At 74.4% G+C, this 17234-nt stretch carries 18 protein-coding genes; 6 read left to right on the top strand and 12 right to left on the bottom strand.

Annotated features, from left to right (window positions below; all coding sequences use genetic code 11):
* The first annotated feature begins 74 nt into the window (after positions 1-74).
* Both ACIQ9G_RS29115 and ACIQ9G_RS29110 read left to right on the top strand, forming a co-directional pair.
* Positions 75-299, top strand: a complete 225-nt coding sequence (locus ACIQ9G_RS29115) for a hypothetical protein (protein WP_403615313.1) — start codon at positions 75-77, stop codon at positions 297-299.
* Positions 300-408: 109 nt separating this feature from the next.
* A complete protein-coding gene (locus ACIQ9G_RS29110; protein ID WP_403615310.1) occupies positions 409-873 on the top strand; it encodes a hypothetical protein in 465 nt (154 codons plus the stop codon).
* Positions 874-956: 83 nt separating this feature from the next.
* Here the strand turns inward: ACIQ9G_RS29110 and ACIQ9G_RS29105 are convergent, their stop codons facing one another.
* The 10 genes from ACIQ9G_RS29105 to acsA all read right to left on the bottom strand — a co-directional run bounded on the left by ACIQ9G_RS29105 (position 957) and on the right by acsA (position 11953).
* A complete protein-coding gene (locus tag ACIQ9G_RS29105; RefSeq protein WP_403615308.1) occupies positions 957-2069 on the bottom strand; it encodes a DUF2235 domain-containing protein in 1113 nt (370 codons plus the stop codon).
* Positions 2070-2079: 10 nt separating this feature from the next.
* Complete coding sequence (locus ACIQ9G_RS29100; RefSeq protein ID WP_403615306.1) at positions 2080-2991, bottom strand: DUF6424 family protein; 912 nt, start codon at positions 2989-2991, stop codon at positions 2080-2082.
* A 245-nt stretch (positions 2992-3236) separates the two neighbouring features.
* Complete coding sequence (locus ACIQ9G_RS29095) at positions 3237-3452, bottom strand: hypothetical protein (protein WP_403615303.1); 216 nt, start codon at positions 3450-3452, stop codon at positions 3237-3239.
* Between the two features lie 35 nt (positions 3453-3487).
* On the bottom strand, positions 3488-3778 hold the full coding sequence (locus tag ACIQ9G_RS29090; protein WP_403615302.1) for a hypothetical protein: 291 nt from the start codon (positions 3776-3778) through the stop codon (positions 3488-3490).
* A 187-nt stretch (positions 3779-3965) separates the two neighbouring features.
* A complete protein-coding gene (locus ACIQ9G_RS29085) occupies positions 3966-5645 on the bottom strand; it encodes a GAF domain-containing protein (protein WP_403615867.1) in 1680 nt (559 codons plus the stop codon).
* A gap of 223 nt (positions 5646-5868) precedes the next feature.
* Positions 5869-6123: an acyl carrier protein gene (locus tag ACIQ9G_RS29080; RefSeq protein ID WP_403615299.1), complete on the bottom strand. Its 255-nt coding sequence runs from the start codon at positions 6121-6123 to the stop codon at positions 5869-5871.
* 5 nt (positions 6124-6128) lie between these two features.
* On the bottom strand, positions 6129-7979 hold the full coding sequence (locus tag ACIQ9G_RS29075) for a 2-oxo acid dehydrogenase subunit E2 (RefSeq protein ID WP_403615296.1): 1851 nt from the start codon (positions 7977-7979) through the stop codon (positions 6129-6131).
* A 1-nt stretch (position 7980) separates the two neighbouring features.
* Entirely contained in the window at positions 7981-9132 is a 1152-nt protein-coding gene (locus ACIQ9G_RS29070) for an alpha-ketoacid dehydrogenase subunit beta (RefSeq protein WP_403615293.1), read from the bottom strand.
* On the bottom strand, positions 9129-10154 hold the full coding sequence (pdhA, locus tag ACIQ9G_RS29065; RefSeq protein ID WP_403615290.1) for a pyruvate dehydrogenase (acetyl-transferring) E1 component subunit alpha: 1026 nt from the start codon (positions 10152-10154) through the stop codon (positions 9129-9131). The genes ACIQ9G_RS29070 and pdhA overlap by 4 nt, the downstream gene beginning before the upstream one ends.
* Positions 10151-11953 carry an acetate--CoA ligase gene (gene acsA, locus ACIQ9G_RS29060; protein WP_403615288.1) on the bottom strand — a complete coding sequence of 601 codons (1803 nt, stop codon included), beginning with the start codon at positions 11951-11953 and terminating at the stop codon, positions 10151-10153. Before acsA ends, pdhA begins: the two co-directional genes overlap by 4 nt.
* A gap of 240 nt (positions 11954-12193) precedes the next feature.
* On the opposite strand from acsA, the gene ACIQ9G_RS29055 reads away from it, so the two are divergent.
* The 4 genes from ACIQ9G_RS29055 (at position 12194) to ACIQ9G_RS29040 (ending at position 15169) form a co-directional block, all read left to right on the top strand.
* Entirely contained in the window at positions 12194-12631 is a 438-nt protein-coding gene (locus tag ACIQ9G_RS29055) for an Hsp20/alpha crystallin family protein (RefSeq protein ID WP_403615285.1), read from the top strand.
* Between the two features lie 167 nt (positions 12632-12798).
* Complete coding sequence (locus ACIQ9G_RS29050) at positions 12799-13395, top strand: isochorismatase family protein (protein ID WP_403615282.1); 597 nt, start codon at positions 12799-12801, stop codon at positions 13393-13395.
* Between the two features lie 65 nt (positions 13396-13460).
* The gene (locus tag ACIQ9G_RS29045) at positions 13461-13973 is read left to right on the top strand and encodes an HPP family protein (protein WP_403615279.1); all 513 of its coding nucleotides are present in this window, start codon (positions 13461-13463) and stop codon (positions 13971-13973) included.
* 158 nt (positions 13974-14131) lie between these two features.
* Entirely contained in the window at positions 14132-15169 is a 1038-nt protein-coding gene (locus tag ACIQ9G_RS29040; protein ID WP_403615276.1) for an NAD-dependent epimerase/dehydratase family protein, read from the top strand.
* A gap of 58 nt (positions 15170-15227) precedes the next feature.
* On the opposite strand, the gene ACIQ9G_RS29035 is transcribed toward ACIQ9G_RS29040, so the two are convergent.
* Positions 15228-16340, bottom strand: a complete 1113-nt coding sequence (locus tag ACIQ9G_RS29035; protein ID WP_403615273.1) for a sensor histidine kinase — start codon at positions 16338-16340, stop codon at positions 15228-15230.
* Entirely contained in the window at positions 16322-17218 is an 897-nt protein-coding gene (locus ACIQ9G_RS29030) for a response regulator transcription factor (RefSeq protein ID WP_403615270.1), read from the bottom strand. Before ACIQ9G_RS29030 ends, ACIQ9G_RS29035 begins: the two co-directional genes overlap by 19 nt.
* Positions 17219-17234: the final 16 nt, after the last annotated feature.

Here is a 17234-nt window from a genome sequence, read left to right as displayed (position 1 = left end):
ACCCTCTGGACATATGCGAAAAAACCGACAAAATGGTGTGTATCCCCACCGCGACTTCAAGGAGCCGCTCCCGCATGGCGTACGGAGCCCACCACAGCCCCACCCCGCCTCCTCACCCCGAACTGAGCCTGGCCCGCGACTGCCAGCGCTGCCTGGGCTGGGGAACCGTCATCACCCGCGACGGTCACCACGAACTGTGCTGCACCTGCCAGCCGGACACCGACGAGGAGGACCCTCCGCTCGATCCGCACGCGCCACTGCACGGGCGGGACGCCCTCAGCGAGCCCCGCCCCGGCTGAGACGGCACGGCCCGCCCTCGTACGAGTGGAAGGCTCCGTACGAGTGGAAGGTCGGCCGCAACGGTCGTAGCGTCGTTACTGAGCGAGCCGTCGGCGACCGGGAGCTTTCATGCGCAGACACACAGTCAGGACGGCGATCACCCTCTGTGCCGCCACCGCTCTCGCGGCCGGCCTGGGAACGGCCTCGGCCGCCCCGAAGGCCCCGCCCGGGGGCGCACAGGAAGTGCGCCGGCCGACGCGGCCCGTGCTCGTCGACTGTCTCTGGCATCCGAAGACGCGTCCGAACGCGTTCGTCCTCGCCTGCGGCGACGGCAACAGCCGCCTGTACTCGCTGCGCTGGTCGCAGTGGGGGTCCAGGGCAGCGACGGCCCGGGGCCTCAACGCCGTCAACGACTGCAAGCCGTACTGCGCGGCCGGCCGCTTCCACTCGTACCGCGTGCTCGTGCGCCTCGACCACCCCCAGCCGTGGAAGAAGCATCCGCAGCGGCAGCACTACACCCGGATGACCCTCGTCTTCCCGGACGGCCGCCCGGACGGGTACGACCGGGTGGTGAGCTACCCCCTGTGGGACTGACACGGCTGTGGAACTGACACTGCTGTGGAACTGACGCAGCCCACCGGGCCGGTCGCGTCCACCGGCCCGGTCGGGTCCCGTGTCTACTGGCCCGGTTTCGTCCAGTCGGGATCGGTCCAGCGGCCGGGCTCCCCCGGCCCCGGCAGGTCCGGACGGTATCCGGGATCGCGCTCCCGCCTCAGCCGCACGCTCGCATGCAGCGTCGCGTCCTCGGGGACGGGACGGGAGCGGCGGCCCGCCAGCATCCACAGCCGGTCGTTGGCGTGGACGGGGGCGTAGGCGAACTCCTCGGTCACCGCGCAGGTCTCGGCGTAGGCGTCCGGGCGGAAGTCCAGCTCCCGCAGCACACCGTCGACGATCCACTTCAGGGGGATCGAGGAGAGCAGCGGAGCGTTCTCGGCGTGCGCGAAGGTGCCGCCGACATCGGAGTGCACGCCGCAGAACCAGACCTCCTGCGCCGTCTCCTTCAGGTGGCCGGGCCGGGGCGTCACCAGGAACTCGCGGTAGGGGCGGCGGGTCTCGTCGAGGGAGACGGCGTGCCGGATGCGGGCGGCGTTGGGCAGTTGGTGGGTGTAGGGCCAGCGCAGATTCCCCAGGCGCAGGATGCCCGCCGCCTTGACGGTGTCCCAGATGCCGAGGTAGGCGACCGGCAGGGCGTGGTGCGAGACCTGGCGCGGGTTGTTCTGCTTCACCGTGGCCCACAGCGGCTCGTTCTCGGTGCGCCGGCAGAAGGCGTGGGAGAACCGGGCGACTTCCCGCTCGCTCGTGTCGATGTCGTGGTTGAAGGCGTACTTGGCCACGGCGTACGGCACGAGGTTCTCCGAACCCGGCCGCATGAGCCCGGGCTTGTTCAGCATGCCGACGAGGGCGCGCGCGGTGTAGGCGCCGCGGCTGAATCCGAAGACGTGGACCGCGTCCCCCGGCTGCCAGTTCCGCATCAGGTACGTGTACGCCTCGGCGAGGTTGGCCTTCAGCCCGGTGCCGAGGGCGAGACCCGACAGCCGGGAGAGCCGGCGTCCGAGGGGTCCGCGGGCGGTGGCCGACGACATGGTCCCGACCCCGGGGTCGTAGTAGACGAGTTGCCGTGCGGGGTCGTCCGCCTCCAGCATCTCCATCAGCCTGACCACGTTGGTGGGATGGTCGGCGCCCACCTGGTTGCCTGTTCCGTCCAGGCAGATGACGATCCTGCGCGGCATGGTCGCCCCCTCACCGGGCCGGGTTCCGGCGGCCGTGCCCCCTCGCGCCGTCCGGCCGCGCGGCGCGTCCGGCGAGCGGGCCGGAGGCGGTGCGCCGGCCGGATTCTATCTGCTGGCTGAACGCCTGGAGCGCCACTGGGCTGTTGGGCGGGAGGACCGCCATCTTCCCGGTCTCCTGTGCCTCGGCCAGCGTGTCCGCGGCCGTGCTGCCCTCCGCGACGTGCAGCAGGCGTACGTGTCCGTCGCCGGAGCCCCGCCGGTCCACGGGGGCGACGGCGCCGTGGGTTCCGTCCGGCAGGTCCACCCACAGGTGGAAGTCCTCGTACCGGAAGAAGTCCGCGCCCTTGATGGGCCACGGGTAGTGGTGCTCACCGGGCACCTTCGGCAGGATTCCCTGGTGGTTGCCGTGGCTCATGGGGACGCAGGCGTTGAAGAGCGAGTCGGTCCACCGCTCCACGCCGTCGGCGTCCGTGACCGGGGTGCGCAGCAACTCCTCGGCCTCCTCGTAGCCCAGCGCCGTCAGGGCGGGCAGGGTGAGCGGGAAGGCCTCGACGAGTTCGGCCGCGTCCCGGCGCAGGCGGTCCACCTTCCCGGGCTCGGCGCAGAACTGCATGCTCCACTCGATGCCGACCCGGGCCCGGAACATCCGCCATCCACCACGCCCCTTGACCCACAGACTTCCGCCGTGGTGCATCTCCCACCGTTCGGCGCCGACGGGGCGGGGCCCGTAGGGCAGGTCGGCGTCGTCCGCCTCGGCGAGGATCTTCTTCGCCGCGGCCTTGGCCGCCCGGAAGTACGGCGACTCGTAGCGCTTGGGGTGGTCGACGAGACGGATCCGCCAGGGATGGCTCTCGGATTCCGTCCCGCCGGGCTGGGGCGCGGTCGCCGTCCGGGACGCTTTTGTGGAACCGGCAACGGTCATGGCTGGCCTCCTCGCCGACCGTGCGGGCCGGTGCCCCGCCCGCAGCCGAGCCCCCTGTCTCCATCGTGCGCCCCGGAACGGGCCGTGGCGAATCGGCGGCGGGCGGCGGCGCGGGCCTTCCGGACGGTGACGGGCGGGACGTCGATCGTGCCTGGACCGCACGGTCCTGATACCTCGTCAACCCACTTGCGCGCGGGGCGGGTTGTGGAGGCCGTGCGGCAGTGGCGCTCGGGATGCGTCCGGCCTCAGACGAGGAGTCTGCGCACCCGGATCGTCTCGACGCGCCGCCACTCGGTCCTGGACACCCGCAGCCACTCGGCCGTCGTGTCCTGGCCGCGCTTCCCGCGCCGGCCGCGCTCGGGCGGCGCGGAGCCGCCGGGCGCCGGCCGGTGCGACGGCAGGCGGGCGCCGCACGAGGCCGCCCGTCCGGCCCGGTCGCCGGTGCCCGCGGGTGGAGTCACCGTTCCCGTCCTCCCGGTCGTCCAGGGGGTGGTTCTCAGCGGTACGTCTCAGTGGTACTGGGGACCGTGGCCCCGCCGCCCGCCCGTACGGCCTCCACTATCTCTTGGTGCAAGGTGCGGCTCTCCTGTTCGGTGGGGCAGGAGACCGGGCTGCCGGTAAGGGTGAACCACTGGGAGGTGCCGCTGTACTGGACCGTCACGTCGGCCTCCCTGCCGTCCCAGGTGGTGTGCACGGTCAGATCACCGGTCAGGATGCCGGCCTCCTCCGTACGGACGCCTCCGCGTCCCGCGAAAACCCCCGTGGTGGTCCACGATGCCCAGGTCATCGCCATCAGCCGTCCTTTCGGGCGATCGAGCGGGGCACGCAGGCGTCGAGGTGCGCCTCGTCCCCGGCTCCCCGGAGTCCTGCTCCGATGGTCCCTCGGCGCGGCCCCGCGGGCCTGGGCCCAGCGGGCCCGAGGCCCAGGGCCCGTTGGTCCCGGGTCCGTTTGTCCCGGGTCATGACGGCCCGGATCACGACGTCCCGGCGGACAGGGGCACGGTCCAGCGCAGGACCGTGCCGGAGGGCTCGCGCGGGCCGATCTCCATCCCCCCGCCGAGCTCCTCCGCACGGCTGCGCAGGTTGGCCAGGCCGCTGCGGCGGGTGCCGGCCGGGTCGATGCCCCGCCCGTTGTCGGCCACGGTCAGCCGGAGCGTCCCGCCCGTCGCCTCCGCGGTGACCTCCACCGCGGAGGCGTGGGCGTGGCGGGCGGCGTTGGAGAGCGCCTCGCGCAGCACGGCCAGCAGGTGCTCGGCGTGCCCGGCGGGCACGTCGGTGTCCAGCAGGCCCGTCATGCGCAGCGAAGGGCCGAAGCCCAGGATCGTGGTGGCCTCGTCGGTGAGGGTGAGCAGCCGGGCGCGCAGCCCGGAGCCCCGGCCGGGGCGATCGCGGTGCTGGAGGCCGAAGATGGTGGTGCGGATGACCTTGATCGTGTCGTCGAGGTCGTCCACGACACGCTGGATCCGGTCCGCGACCTGGGGCTGGTCACCGACGCGGCCGAGCACGGCCTGCAGGGTCAGCCCGTCGGCGAACAGGCGCTGGATGACCAGGTCGTGCAGGTCGCGGGCGATACGGTCGCGGTCGCCGAGCAGGGTCAGCTGTTCGGCGTCCCGGCGGTGCTCGGCGACCTCCAGTGCCAGGGCGGTCTGGTCGGCGAAGGCGCGCACCATGTCCAGCACCGCGTCGGTGAACGGCGGGGCACCGGGGCCGTTGGCCACCTGGAGCACACCGCGGGTCCGCTCCCGGCCGCCGACCGGAACGAAGAACGCGGGCCCCAGGGAGACGACGGAGGCGCTGCCGCCCGAGGAACGGGGATCGCTGCTGATCGACTCGCTGCTGATGCACTCCCCCGTCGCGAACACCTTCCCGGCGAGGGTGGTGGCGGGCAGCGCCAAGCCGCGGACCCGGTCGCCGGCCATCCCTGCGGCCGCCTCCACGACCAGGTTGTCGCCGTCGTCCACGGGCAGGGCCAGGGTCACCAGATCCGCGTCGGTCATCTCCCGCACGGTGTCGGCCAGCGAGCGCAGGATCTCCGTCGGGGGCTCCCCGGACAGCAGGGCCCGGGTCAGGTCGGCGCCTGCCTCCAGCCGCCGTTCGCGGTGGCAGCTCTCGGCGTACAGCCGGGCGTTGTCGATGGCCACGCCGGCCGCGGCGGCGAGGCTGCGCAGGACCGTCTCGTCGTCCTCGTCGAACTGCTGTCCGCCCCGCTTGTCGGTCAGGTAGAGGTTGCCGAAGATCTGGTCCCGTACCTGCACCGGAGTGCCGAGGAAGCTGCGCATGGGCGGATGCCCGGCGGGAAAGCCCACCGCCTCCGGGTGGGCCCGGAGATCGTCCAGGCGCAGCGAGTGCGGCTCGCGGATCAGCAGGCCCAGGATGCCGAGGCCTTCCGGATAGTGCCCGATCCGCCGGATGGTCCGCTCGTCCATGCCGACGGTGACGAACTGCTTGATCCGGCCTTCCTCCCCGACCACCCCCAGCGCCCCGTACTCGGCGTCGACCAGTTCGACCGCGGACTGCACGAGGCGGTGCAGCAGGTCCTCCAGGTCCAGGTCCCCGCCCACGGCCATGACCGCGTCCAGCAGCGTCTGCATCCGGTCCCGGCTGCCGCGCACCCGCCGCACGTGCTCCTGCAACTCGCTGAGCAGCGCGTCCATCCTCAGGTGCGGCACAGAGCCCTCACCGTCCGTGCCCGGTCGGTCGTTCACCGCAGCCACCTTCTTCGTGGTCGCCGTGTCACAGGCCGTCGGCACTCTCGAACGGCCCCTCATCACTAGACAACACCACTGGAAGGCCACTGCGGCAACCTGTCGCCCGCCGCCCCGGCCCGGACCCCCGCTCGGAACCTGCTCGGATCCGGCCGGCGCAGGGACAGGACGGTCAGCGCGTGCGGTCGACGAGGAACCGCACCGCGTCGGCGAGGGTGGTGAGTTGGGGGTAGTCGTCCTCGTCGATGGGCAGTCCCGTCCGCTGCGACAGGAGCTCCACCAGGCTGAGGAAGTCCAGCGAATCGAGCTCCAGCACGTCGCGCAGCTTGTCGTGCGGTCCGACCCGGGTGAAGTCGGCGTCCGGGACGATCCGGGTGATCGACTCCTGCACCAGGGTCAGTGCTTCCGCGCTGTCCAGTGACTTCATACGGTTCACAACTCCTCCGGTCGCTGCAGCAGTCGGTCGACCGCCGTGAGGTAGCGGGCGCCGGCGGCACCGTCGGTGGCCCGGTGGTCGGCGGACAGGGTCGCGGTCACCACGGGACGTACGCCGAGCAGACCGCCCGTGGCCCAGGGGCGTTCGACGACCGTGCCGAAGCCGACCAGGGCCACCTGCGGCGGGTGGATGACGCCGAACACGGCCTCCACGCCCTGGTCGCCGAGGCTGGTGACGGTGAGCGTGGCGCCGGACATCTCGCTGCCGCGCAGGCGCCCGAGCCGGGCCCGCTGGACGAGGTCCCTGAGGGTGGTCATCAGGTCGGCGGGCGGCAGGGTGTCGGCGTCGTGGATCACCGGCGCGAGCAGGCCCCCGTCCCGGAGCGACACCGCGACGCCCAGGTGGACTCCGGCGCCGGGGACGAAGCCGCCGTCCCGCCAGAAGCCGTTCAGGCGGGGGACGTCGTGTGCCGCGAGCGCCGCCGCCTTCAGCAGCAGGGCCGCGGAGACGAGCCGGTCGGACGGGGGACGGCCGCGGTTGCGGCGGCGCAGCCACTCCTCGGCCGCGGCCATGTCGACGGTGGTGGACAGGTAGTAGTGGGGGATCTCCCGCTTGGAGCGGCTCATCAGGTCGCCGATGGCCCGGCGCATCGTCTCGGCGCGCTTGTCCGCGCGTTCCTCCGGGGGCGCGGCGAGCGGCTCCCGCGCGGGCCGGCGCTCCGTGGCCGCCCGCGCGGCCCGGCCCGGCGCCGGTCCGCGCCGGGCGGCCACGGCCTGGTGCACGTCCGCCGCGCGTACGGCCCCGGCGTCGCCCGTGCCGTGCAGCCCCGCCAGATCCACGCCGAGGTCGCGCGCGAGCCGCCGGGCGTACGGTGTGGCCCGCACCCGCGTCAGGCCCCCCGGCACGGCGTGCTCGACGTCGGCCCGCGTGATCCGCCCGCCCCGCCCGGTCCCGTGCACGGACGTGAGATCGACGCCGCGGTCCTCGGCCAGATGCCGTACCAGCGGCCCGGGCCCCACGACGGTCTCTTCCGGCTCCGGTTCCCGGAGGGGTGGGACGGCCTCCGACGGGAGGGGGGCGGCCTCCGGCGGGAGGGGCGCTGCCTCCGCCGGGGACGGAACCGGCTCCGGCTCGAGCGGCTCGGCCTCCGGCGCGGAAGGGGTGCCCCCCAGCGGGACCGGGATCGCTTCCGGACGGAGCGGCGCGGCCTCCGCCTCCGCCTCCGAAAGAAGCGGCGCGGCCTCCGGTGGCGGCGGGGCAGACTCCAGCGGGCCTGGAGCCTCGCGGGATGGCTTGTGGGCGGTCGGCGGTGGCGCGGCGGGGCGGCGCGCGGCCGGCCGGGCGGCGGCCGGCCGGCGGGCGGCCGGCCCGGCTGTGGGTTCAGCGGCCGGCTGGTACGCGGCCGCGGCAGGGGCCGGCTTCCCGAGCGGCGCCGGAGCGGGCTCACGGGCGGGCTCGGCCGCGGCGGGCCGCTTGGGCTTCTTGCCCGCGGCGGGCGCGGATGCGGCCCGCCGCGGCCGCTTGCGGTGGGGCGCCGCCGTGGCGGGTTCGGCCTCCGCCACGGCCGGTTCGGGCCGGACGGCAGCCGGTTCGGACGGGGCCGCCGTCGGGACCTCGGGCACGATCAGGGCGAGCGGGGTGCCCACCGGTACGCGGGTGCCGGGCTCGACGAGGAGCCGACCCACGGTGCCCGAGGCGAAGCACTCGACCTCGATGGCCGCCTTGTCGGTCTCCACGACCGCCACCACGTCGCCCTTGGTCACCCGGTCCCCCGGACCGACGAGCCATTCCTGCAGCACCCCCTCCTCCATGTCGGCGCCGAGCGAGGGCATGGCGAACTCGGCCATGTCAGTCGACCCTCCCGGTGCCCGGCCACCCCGCCCCGTCGGCACCGGCCGCCGCCGGGCCGAGCACCCGGAGCGCGGCCGCGACGATTCCGGCGGGCTGCGGCAGCGCCGCCTGCTCCAGGCGGTGCGCGTACGGCATGGGCACCTCGGCGCTGCACACCCGCTCGACGGGCGCGTCGAGGTCGTAGAAGTGCTGCTCGGTCAGGCGCGCGGAGATCTCGGCGGCGAGGCTCCCGGTGCGCCAGCCCTCGTCGACGATCACGGCCCGGTGGGTGCGCGCCACCGAGCCGCCGATGGTGGCGTCGTCCAGGGGCCGCAGCGTGCGCAGGTCGACGACCTCCGCGCTGACGCCGCCGCTCGCCAGTTCGTCGGCGGCGGCCAGCGCCTTGGGCAGCGAACCGCCGTAGGTGATCAGGGTGACGTCCGTCCCGGGCCGCCGGATCGCGGCGTGGTCCAGGTCGACCGGGCCGGCGTCGGCCGGCAGATCGTCGGAGGTGTTGTACAGCACGCCGTGCTCGAAGATGATCACCGGGTCGGGGTCGGCGAGCGCGGGGGCCAGCATGTGGCGGGCGTCGGCGATGGTCGCCGGGGCCAGCACCCGCAGGCCGGGGATGTGCGCGTACCAGCCCTCCAGGCTGTGCGAGTGCTGGGCGGCGAGCTGCCGTCCGGCCCCCGTGGTCATCCGGATGACGACGGGCACCGGCAGCTGTCCGCCCGACATGTGCAGCAGGGTCGCCGCGTTGTTCAGGATCTGGTCCAGGGCCAGCAGGCTGAAGTTGACCGTCATGATCTCGACCACGGGCCGCATCCCGGCCAGGGCCGCGCCGATGCCCGCACCGACGAACGCGGACTCCGACAGCGGGGCGTCGCGGATCCGCTCGGGCCCGAACTCCTCCAGCAGGCCGAGGCTGACGCCGAAGCAGCCGCCGTACCGGCCCACGTCCTCCCCCATCAGGAACACGCGCTCGTCGGTGCGCAGCGCCTCGCGCAGGGCCTCGCGCATCGCCTCCCGGTAGGTGGTCTTCCGCTCGGCGGGACGCGCGGGGGGACGCTCGGCGGGACCGGCGCCCGATGCCGTGCCGGAGGTCGTGCCCGGGGCCGTGCCCGCGTGCTTGCCCGGGGTGGTGGTGCCGGGGGTCCGGGTCGTGGTCATGGACGGCTCGCCTCCACGGGGCTGGTGACGTACTTCAGCAGGTCCTCGACCGGCTCCTCGGGCGCCTGTTCCGCGGCCTCGACGGCGTCCTGGATCCCGGCCGACACCCGGTGCTCCAGGTCCGCGAGCGCCCTGTCGGTCAGCTCCTCGTCCTCCCGCATCCGCCGTACGAGGGCGTCCACCGGGTCGCGTTCCTTCCAGCGCTCGATCTCGGCCTTGTCGCGGTAGCGGTCGGAGTCGTACATCGAGTGGGCGCGGAAGCGGTAGGTGCGCATCTCCAGGAAGTGCGGTCCGGTGCCGGCGCGGATGCCCTCGGCCGCCCGCCGGGCCGCCTCCTCGACGGCGAGGACGTCCATGCCGTCGACGGCCCAGGAGACCATGCCGTAGGCGGCGGCCCGCATCGCCAGGTCGGTCTGGGCCTGGTGGCGGGCCAGCGCGGTGCCCATCGCGTACAGGTTGTTCTCGCAGACGAAGAGGACCGGCAGCCGCCACAGCGCGGCGAGGTTGGCGGTCTCGTGGAACTCGCCCTCGGCGAAGGCGCCGTCGCCGAAGAAGCAGCAGGTGACCCGGGTGCGACCGGTCATGCGGTCGGCGAGGGCGAGCCCGGCGGCCGGCGGCAGCCCGCCGGCGACGATGGCGTTGCCGCCGTAGAAGCGGCGGCCGGCGTCGAAGAGGTGCATGGAGCCGCCGCGGCCCCGGCTGCAGCCGGTCACCTTCCCGAACATCTCCGCCATGATCGCGTCGGCGGGGACACCGCGGGCGAGCGCGTGCCCGTGCTCGCGGTACGTCGACACGACCGCGTCCTCGTCGGTGAGCGCCTCGTTCACGCCGACGGCGACGGCCTCCTCGCCGATGTAGAGGTGCATGAACCCCCGGATGCGGGCGGCGCTGTAGAGCTCCACGCAGCGTTCCTCGAACCGGCGGACCCGGAGCATCGACTCCAGCAGCGCCAGCCGGTGGGCCGCCCGCTCGGTCGGCCGGGACGCGGACCGGGGCCCGCGCGGGGCTCGGGTGGTGCTCATGCGGACTCCTCCGTCCTCTCCAGGGTGGAGATGTCGCCTTCCGGCAGGCCGAGTTCGCGTGCCCGCAGCAGGCGGCGCATGACCTTGCCGCTGCGGGTGTGCGGCAGGTGCTGGTCGAAGGCGATCTCGCGGGGCGCGACGGCCGGGCCGAGCCGGCGCCGGGCGAAGGCCAGCAGCTCCTGCCGGGTCTCGGGGGTCGCCTCGTGGCCGGGCCGCAGGGTGACGAAGGCCTTGACGATGTTCCCGGCGACGGGATCGGGGCGCCCGATCACTCCGGCCTCGGCGACCCCTGGATGCTCCATCAGGGCGCTCTCCACCTCGAACGGGCCGATGAGGTGGCCGGCGGACTTGATGACGTCGTCGGCGCGGCCGACGAACCAGTACCAGCCGTCCGCGTCGCGGCGCACGAGGTCGCCGGTGAGGTACCAGCCGCCCGCGAACGCCGCCGCGGTGCGCCGCTCGTCGTGCAGATAGCCGCGGAACATGGACGGCCAGCCCGGCCGCAGCGCCAGCTCGCCCTCCACGCCGGGTTCCGTCACCACGGTGACACGTCCGCCGCCGGTCTCGGCGCGGCCGTCCTCGCCGCGCCGCAGCACCGCCGCCTCCACCCCGGGCAGCGGGCGGCCCATGGAGCCGGGTCGGATGTCGCAGGCCGCGAAGTTGGCGATCATGATGGAGCCGGTCTCGGTCTGCCACCAGTTGTCGTGCACGGGCAGTCCCAGGACGTCCCGCCCCCACAGCACGGCCTCCGGGTTGAGCGGCTCGCCCACCGACGCGATGAAGCGCAGCGCGCTCAGGTCGTAGGAGGCGGGCAGGTCGTAGGGCCCGGTGCGCGGTGTGGTCCGCATCAGCATGCGCAGCGCGGTCGGCGCGGTGTACCAGACGCTCACCCGCCGGTCGGCGAGGATCCGGTACCAGCGCCGGGCGTCGTAGTCGCCCTCGTCCACCACGACCGTGACGCCGTGCATCAGGGGCGCGACGATCCCGTACGACATGCCGGTGACCCAGCCCGGGTCGGCCGTGCACCAGAACACGTCGCCCTCGTGGAGGTCGAGCGCGTACCGCGCGGTCGCGTAGTGGGCCACGGCCGCCTCGTGGACGTGGACGGCGCCCTTGGGGGTGCCCGTGGTGCCGCTGGTGAAGTGCAGCAGGGCCATGTCGTCGGGGGACGTCGGCGGGATGGTGAACTCCTCGTCCGCGTCGGCCATGAGCGCGTCGTAGGGGAGCGTGTCCGGCAGGTCGTCCGAGCCCGCGCCGACGATCAGCACATGGCGCAGCCCGGGGAGCCCGTCGCGCCTCCCGGCGACCTTCCTGCGGTACAGCTCCGCCGTGGTGACCAGCACCTGGGCGTCGCTCAGCCGCATCCGCTGCGCCACGGGGTCGGGGCCGAAGGCGGAGAACAGCGGGCAGAGCACGCTGGTGTTCTTCAGCGTGCCGAGGACCACGGTGTACAGCTCCGGGCACCGGCCGAGCAGCGTCACGACCCGGTCGCCGCGGCCGACGCCGAGCGTGCGCAGCACGTTTGCGAACCGGGCCGTGGAGCGGGCCAGTTCGGCGTACGTGACGGTGGTGACGGAGTCGTCGCGGCCCACGCAGCTCAGCGCGACGTCGGTGGCGCGGCTCGAGGCGGCGTGCCGGTCCACGGCCTCGTGGGCGATGTTCAGCCCCCGGTCGCCGGGCAGTCCCTGGAGCCTGTCGCGCGCGGCGGACCAGGAGAAGGTCGCGCACTCCTTGTCGTAGTCGTCCAGGTTGGGCGGCACCCGGGGCGGGGTGTCCTTGCGGATCGTCTCGAAGGGCATGGCGGCCCCCTTCGTACGGCTCTCTTCGACCATCCGCCGGAGCCCGGCGGCCCGCACTGGGCCGAACGTCCCCGGGCCCGTGCCGGTCGGCTCCGTCGGCCGCGCCCGGCACGACCGCGCCCGGCGTCGGTTCCTTGGGGTCCACCAGCGTCGGTTCAGGGACGTACGGCCCTATGGCGGGCGCGAGCCCGCGTCGAGCGTGGAAGGAGCGGGAGACAGACAAAACGGAAGGATGCGGCCATGCCTGCTTTGCCCACTCGTCGTCACCGTCCCCTGCCGGACATCTTCGACTGGATCGACGAATCGTGGATCCCCACCTGGCTGACCGGGCGTGTCGGGACCGGACCCCATGCCATCCGTATCGAGGAGTTCGAGCAGAGCGGCGAGCACCTGGTGCGTGCCGAACTGCCGGGGATGGATCCCGAGCAGGACATCGAGGTCTCCGTGTCGGAGGGCGTCCTGACCATTCGCGCGGAACACAGTGAGAAGATCGAGGAAAAGCAGCGCTCGGAGTTCCGTTACGGGTCCTTCGCGCGCTCGCTGGCCCTGCCCAAGGGAACCTCGGAGGACGACATCCGCGCCGCCTACAAGGACGGCATCCTCACCGTCGCCTTTCCCCTGCCGAAGGAGACGGAGGCGGTCGAGCACAAGGTTCCGATCGGGCGCGGCGAGGACTGAGCGCGCCCGGCCGACGCCGGACGGGCGGACCGCCTCCCGGGGCCCGTGCCAGGGCACCACGGCGGCGGTGCGCCCGCCCCGGCCCGCTCGTGATCGCCGCGATCACGGCCCCCTGACCGGCCGTGGCCGGGAGGTCCCGGACACCCACCCCATCCGGGGAGGCGGACATGCACCACGCGACGCTGCGAAAGCTGATGGGCCTCGGTGACGCCCCGGCTCCGCTGCGCGACTCGACACTGCTCATGATCGAGTGCCAGAACACCTACCGCACCGGGACGCTGGAGCTGCCCGGTGCGGAACCGGCACTCTCCCACGCGGCACGCCTGCTCAGCTGGGCCCGGGAGACGGCCGTGCCCGTCGTGCACCTCCTCCAGGACGGGGGCCCGGGGAGCCTGTACGACGTGCGGACGGAGACCGGCCGGATCAGCAAGGAGGTCGCGCCCATCGAGGGCGAGGACGTCGTCGTCAAGAGCCTGGCGAGCGCCTTCTCCGGAACCGGTCTGGACGACCTGCTCCGCCGGGGCTCCTGCCGCGACCTGATCATGGTCGGGTTCATGACCCACCTGGCGGTGAGCTCGACGGCCCGTGACGCCTTCCGGCTCGGCTACCGGTCCACCGTCGTGGCGGACGCGACCGCCACCCGTGACCTGACCGGGCCCGACGGGACGGTGATACCGGCCCGGACGGTGCACGACGCGAGCCTGGCGGCGCTCGGGGATCTCTTCTCGATCGTCGTCCTCGCCCCGGACGACATCCCCGTCTGATCATCCGATCACGGCCCCGCCCACGCTCCCCCGTCGTCCCCGAACTCCCGTCCCAGGAGGCAGTCATGGGCGAACCGCCGCACCAAGTCCTCGTCGGCCGGCTGTCCGTGGGAGAGCTGATGCAGCCCGCGCCGTACTCGGTGGGCGAGGCCGAGTCCGTGCTGCTGGCCTGGGAGGTCCTGGAGCGGTCCGGGCAGCGGCATCTCCCGGTGGTCCGCGCCGACGGGTGCTGCGCCGGGCTGCTGGACCGCGCCGAACTGGCCGTGGCCTGCGCGGCTCCGGCGTCGGCGCTGTCCCGCCGGACCGTGGGCGAGCTGACCCGCGGCCGCCGGACGGTGACCGTCCACGGCGAGGAGCCGGTGCGCCGGGCCGCGGCCGCGATGTGGGAGGGCGGCACCGACGCCCTGCCGGTCACCGACGCGCACGGGCACCTGGTCGGCCTGCTCACGGCCCGGGACGTCGCCGCCGCCGTCGCGGGCCTGCCGCGCCGCGAGGAGTCGGCGGCGCCCCGGTCCGTCCGCCTCCCCGGCCTCCCCCCGCGGCCGGGCCGGCCGGATCGCGGCATCACGATTCCCTGAGACGCCCGGGCGCCGCCCCGCCGTCCCGCCGTGCCGCTGTCGTCGTCACGTCGCCGTCCCGCCGTCGTCGTCCCGTCGTCGTCCCGTCGTCTTACGGAGGTGTGACGGGCCGGGCGCGTACGGACGTTGCGGCGGTGCCGCGGGCCTAGCGTGGCCGTATGCGTGTACTGGTCACCGGCGGTGCCGGATTCATCGGGTCCCATGTCGTCGAGGTGCTGGCGGAGCGCGGGCACGAGCCCCTGGTGTTCGACGTGCGCGCGGACGCGGGGGCGGACGTGCGGGACCGGGAGGCGGTGGCCCGCGCGCTGCGCGGCGTGGACGCGGTGTGCCACCAGGCGGCGATGGTCGGTCTGGGCGACGGGGTCGCCGACGCGGCGGAGTACGTCTCCCGCAACGACCTCGGCACCGCCGTCCTGCTCTCGGCGATGGCGGACGCCGACGTGCGGCACCTCGTCCTGGCCGGCTCGATGGTCGTCTACGGGGAGGGACGCTACGAGTGCCCGGCGCACGCGGTGGTCCGTCCCGGGCCCCGGGCCGTCCACGACCTGGAGGCTGGCCGGTTCGAGCCGCGGTGCCCGGAGTGCGGCCGCCCGCTGGAGCCCGGACTGGTCGGCGAGGACGCCCCTGCCGACCCCCGCAACGTGTACGCCGCCACCAAGCTCGCCCAGGAGCACCTGGCGGCCGCGTGGGCCCGCTCGACGGGAGGGTCGGCGGTGTCGCTGCGCTACCACAACGTGTACGGGCCGCGGATGCCCCGCGACACCCCGTACGCCGGGGTGGCCTCCTTCTTCCGTTCCGCGCTCGCCCGCGGCGAGGCCCCGCGCGTCTTCGAGGACGGCCGGCAGCGGCGCGACTTCGTGCATGTGCGGGACGTGGCCGCGGCCGATGTGGTGGCCCTGGAGGCCGACGCGCGCGGGGGCGTGCTGACGGCGTACAACACCGGCAGCGGCGAGCCGCGCACGGTGGGCGAGATGGCCCGGGCGCTGGCCGCCGCGTACGGCGGTCCTGAGCCCGTCGTCACCGGCGAGTACCGGCTGGGGGACGTACGCCACATCACCGCCGACTCCGGACGGCTGCGGGCCGAGCTGGGCTGGCGGCCACGGGTCGGTTTCGCGGACGGGATACGCGAGTTCGCCCGGGCGGGGCTGCGCGAGCCAGAGGCGGCGGCGAAGGCGACGGAGCCGAGCGGGCGCTGACCCGGCGGCTCCTCGGGCCCCCTGCCCCGGCGGCCGGCCCGGCGGGCAGCCTGGGCGGTCAGCCCTCGGCCGCGGGCAGCGTCACCTCGAAGCGGCAGCCGCCGGGGATGTTGCGTACGGCGGCACGCCCGTGGTGGGCCTCCACGATGCCGCGCACGATGGCGAGGCCCAGGCCCGCGCCCGCCGGGGGCGTGCGGGCGTGCGTGCCGCGCCAGCCGGTGTCGAAGACCCGGGGGAGGTCCTCCTCGGGGATGCCGCCGCAGCCGTCGCTGACGGACAGGACGACGCCTTCGGCCGCGCGTTCGGCGGTGACGGCGACCGTCCCGTCGGCGGGAGTGCGGCGGATCGCGTTGACCAGCAGATTGCCGAGCACCCGGCTCATCTCCTTGCCGTCCACCTCGACCGGTAGCGACTCGACGCGGTCGCCGACGAGACGCACGCCGAGCTCCCGGGCCAGGGGGTCCGCGCCGGCGAGGGCGTCGCCGACGAGGTCGTACAGGGAGATCCGGGAGCGGGTGAGGGCGAGGGCACCGGCGTGGATGCGGGAGAGCTCGAACAGATCGCCGACCATGTCGTTCAGCCGCTCGACCTCGGTGCGGATCTGCCTCAGGTACCGGGCCGGGTCGGCGGCCACGCCGTCCTCCAGCGCCTCGGACATCGCGCGCAGTCCGGCGAGCGGGGTGCGCAGGTCGTGGGAGATCCAGGCGACCAGTTCGCGGCGGGAGGACTCCAGGGCGCGCTCGCGTTCCCGGGAGGCGGCGAGCCTGGCGCTGGTGGCGGCCAGCTCCCGGCTCAGCGACTCCAGTTCGGCGGTGGCCGGGCCCTCGGGGGCGGCGAAGTCGCCGCCGTCCCCGAACGAGCGGGCGGCGCGGGCGAGTTCGCGGCTGCGGGCGACGACCCAGCGGCCCAGCAGCAGCGCGGTGGCCAGGGACACCACGGCCGCCATCGCCACGACCGTCGTGACGACCGACAGGTCGTGCGCGGACAGGAACATCGCCTCCGCCACGGCCAGGGTTCCGGCGAGCATCGCGAGCACGGCCACGGCGGCCACCACGGCCAGGGACGCGGTGAGCGAGCGGCGCCGGATCAGCCGCAGCACACCCGCCCCGGCCAGGCCGGTCGCGGCGGCGCCGAGAAAGGCGTACAGGGCGATCAGGAGGGCGTCGCGCACGGCCGGCTCCCCTCGGAGCGGGCGGGGTCGAAGCGGTACCCGACGCCCCAGACGGTCTGGATCAGGCGGGGCCGGGCGGGGTCGTCCTCGACCTTGCCGCGCAGCCGCCGCACGTGCACGGTGACGGTCGACAGGTCACCGAAGTCCCAGCCCCAGACCTCCCGCATCAGGTCCTCGCGGCTGAACGCGCGTCCCGGGTGCCGGAGGAAGAAGGCGAGCAGGTCGAACTCGCGCAGGGTGAGCGCGAGTTCGGTGCCGTTCTTGGTGGCGCGGCGGGCGGCCGGGTCGACGGTGAGACCGGCCGCGTCCAGCGGGGCCGCCATACCCGGCGGGTGGGCCGTGCCCGGCGGGTGGGCCGCGGTCGCGGGGCGTGTCCGGCGCAGCACCGACTCCACGCGCAGGACGAGTTCGCGCGGGCTGAACGGCTTGGTGACGTAGTCGTCGGCGCCGACCTCCAGGCCGAGGATGCGGTCGTCCTCGTCGCCGCGGGCGGTGAGCATGATGACGGCGACCGGCCCGCGGGCGCGCATCCGGCGGCAGACCTCCAGGCCGTCCATGCCCGGCAGCATCAGGTCGAGCACCACCAGGTCGGGCCGGCGCGCGGCGGCCCGGGCGAGCGCCGTCGGCCCGTCCCCGGCGCGGTCCACGACGTGGCCGGCGCGGTCCAGGTAGCCGGACACGACCTCGGCGACGGTGGGATCGTCCTCCACGACCAGGACCCGGGCGGCCCCGGCCGCGGTCCGGGGCATCAGGGGGGCGGCGTGCACGGGGGCGGCCTGCGCGACCTCGGTCTGCGTGTGGGCGTCCCGCACGGCGTCGGCCGGAGTGGGGTCGGTCCTCACGGCGTCGGCCCCGGGGGGCTCGTACGGCTGCTGCATGCGTCCAGCCTCGCAC

Source organism: Streptomyces sp. NPDC096152 (assembly GCF_044763235.1).
GTDB lineage: Bacteria > Actinomycetota > Actinomycetes > Streptomycetales > Streptomycetaceae > Streptomyces.
The sequence above is the reverse complement of the archived record's forward strand: the minus strand, read 5'-3'. Positions and strand labels throughout refer to the sequence as shown.

What these genes read in the sequence shown, in the direction of transcription:
- ACIQ9G_RS29115 (WP_403615313.1), top strand. Translation starts at nt 75, where the DNA reads ATGGCGTACGGAGCCCACCACAGCCCCACCCCGCCTCCTCACCCCGAA.
- ACIQ9G_RS29110 (WP_403615310.1), top strand. Translation starts at nt 409, where the DNA reads ATGCGCAGACACACAGTCAGGACGGCGATCACCCTCTGTGCCGCCACC.
- ACIQ9G_RS29105 (WP_403615308.1), bottom strand. Translation starts at nt 2,069, where the DNA reads ATGCCGCGCAGGATCGTCATCTGCCTGGACGGAACAGGCAACCAGGTG.
- ACIQ9G_RS29100 (WP_403615306.1), bottom strand. Translation starts at nt 2,991, where the DNA reads ATGACCGTTGCCGGTTCCACAAAAGCGTCCCGGACGGCGACCGCGCCC.
- ACIQ9G_RS29090 (WP_403615302.1), bottom strand. Translation starts at nt 3,778, where the DNA reads ATGACCTGGGCATCGTGGACCACCACGGGGGTTTTCGCGGGACGCGGA.
- ACIQ9G_RS29085 (WP_403615867.1), bottom strand. Translation starts at nt 5,645, where the DNA reads ATGGACGCGCTGCTCAGCGAGTTGCAGGAGCACGTGCGGCGGGTGCGC.
- ACIQ9G_RS29080 (WP_403615299.1), bottom strand. Translation starts at nt 6,123, where the DNA reads ATGAAGTCACTGGACAGCGCGGAAGCACTGACCCTGGTGCAGGAGTCG.
- ACIQ9G_RS29075 (WP_403615296.1), bottom strand. Translation starts at nt 7,979, where the DNA reads ATGGCCGAGTTCGCCATGCCCTCGCTCGGCGCCGACATGGAGGAGGGG.
- ACIQ9G_RS29070 (WP_403615293.1), bottom strand. Translation starts at nt 9,132, where the DNA reads ATGACCACGACCCGGACCCCCGGCACCACCACCCCGGGCAAGCACGCG.
- pdhA (WP_403615290.1), bottom strand. Translation starts at nt 10,154, where the DNA reads ATGAGCACCACCCGAGCCCCGCGCGGGCCCCGGTCCGCGTCCCGGCCG.
- acsA (WP_403615288.1), bottom strand. Translation starts at nt 11,953, where the DNA reads ATGCCCTTCGAGACGATCCGCAAGGACACCCCGCCCCGGGTGCCGCCC.
- ACIQ9G_RS29055 (WP_403615285.1), top strand. Translation starts at nt 12,194, where the DNA reads ATGCCTGCTTTGCCCACTCGTCGTCACCGTCCCCTGCCGGACATCTTC.
- ACIQ9G_RS29050 (WP_403615282.1), top strand. Translation starts at nt 12,799, where the DNA reads ATGCACCACGCGACGCTGCGAAAGCTGATGGGCCTCGGTGACGCCCCG.
- ACIQ9G_RS29045 (WP_403615279.1), top strand. Translation starts at nt 13,461, where the DNA reads ATGGGCGAACCGCCGCACCAAGTCCTCGTCGGCCGGCTGTCCGTGGGA.
- ACIQ9G_RS29040 (WP_403615276.1), top strand. Translation starts at nt 14,132, where the DNA reads ATGCGTGTACTGGTCACCGGCGGTGCCGGATTCATCGGGTCCCATGTC.
- ACIQ9G_RS29030 (WP_403615270.1), bottom strand. Translation starts at nt 17,218, where the DNA reads ATGCAGCAGCCGTACGAGCCCCCCGGGGCCGACGCCGTGAGGACCGAC.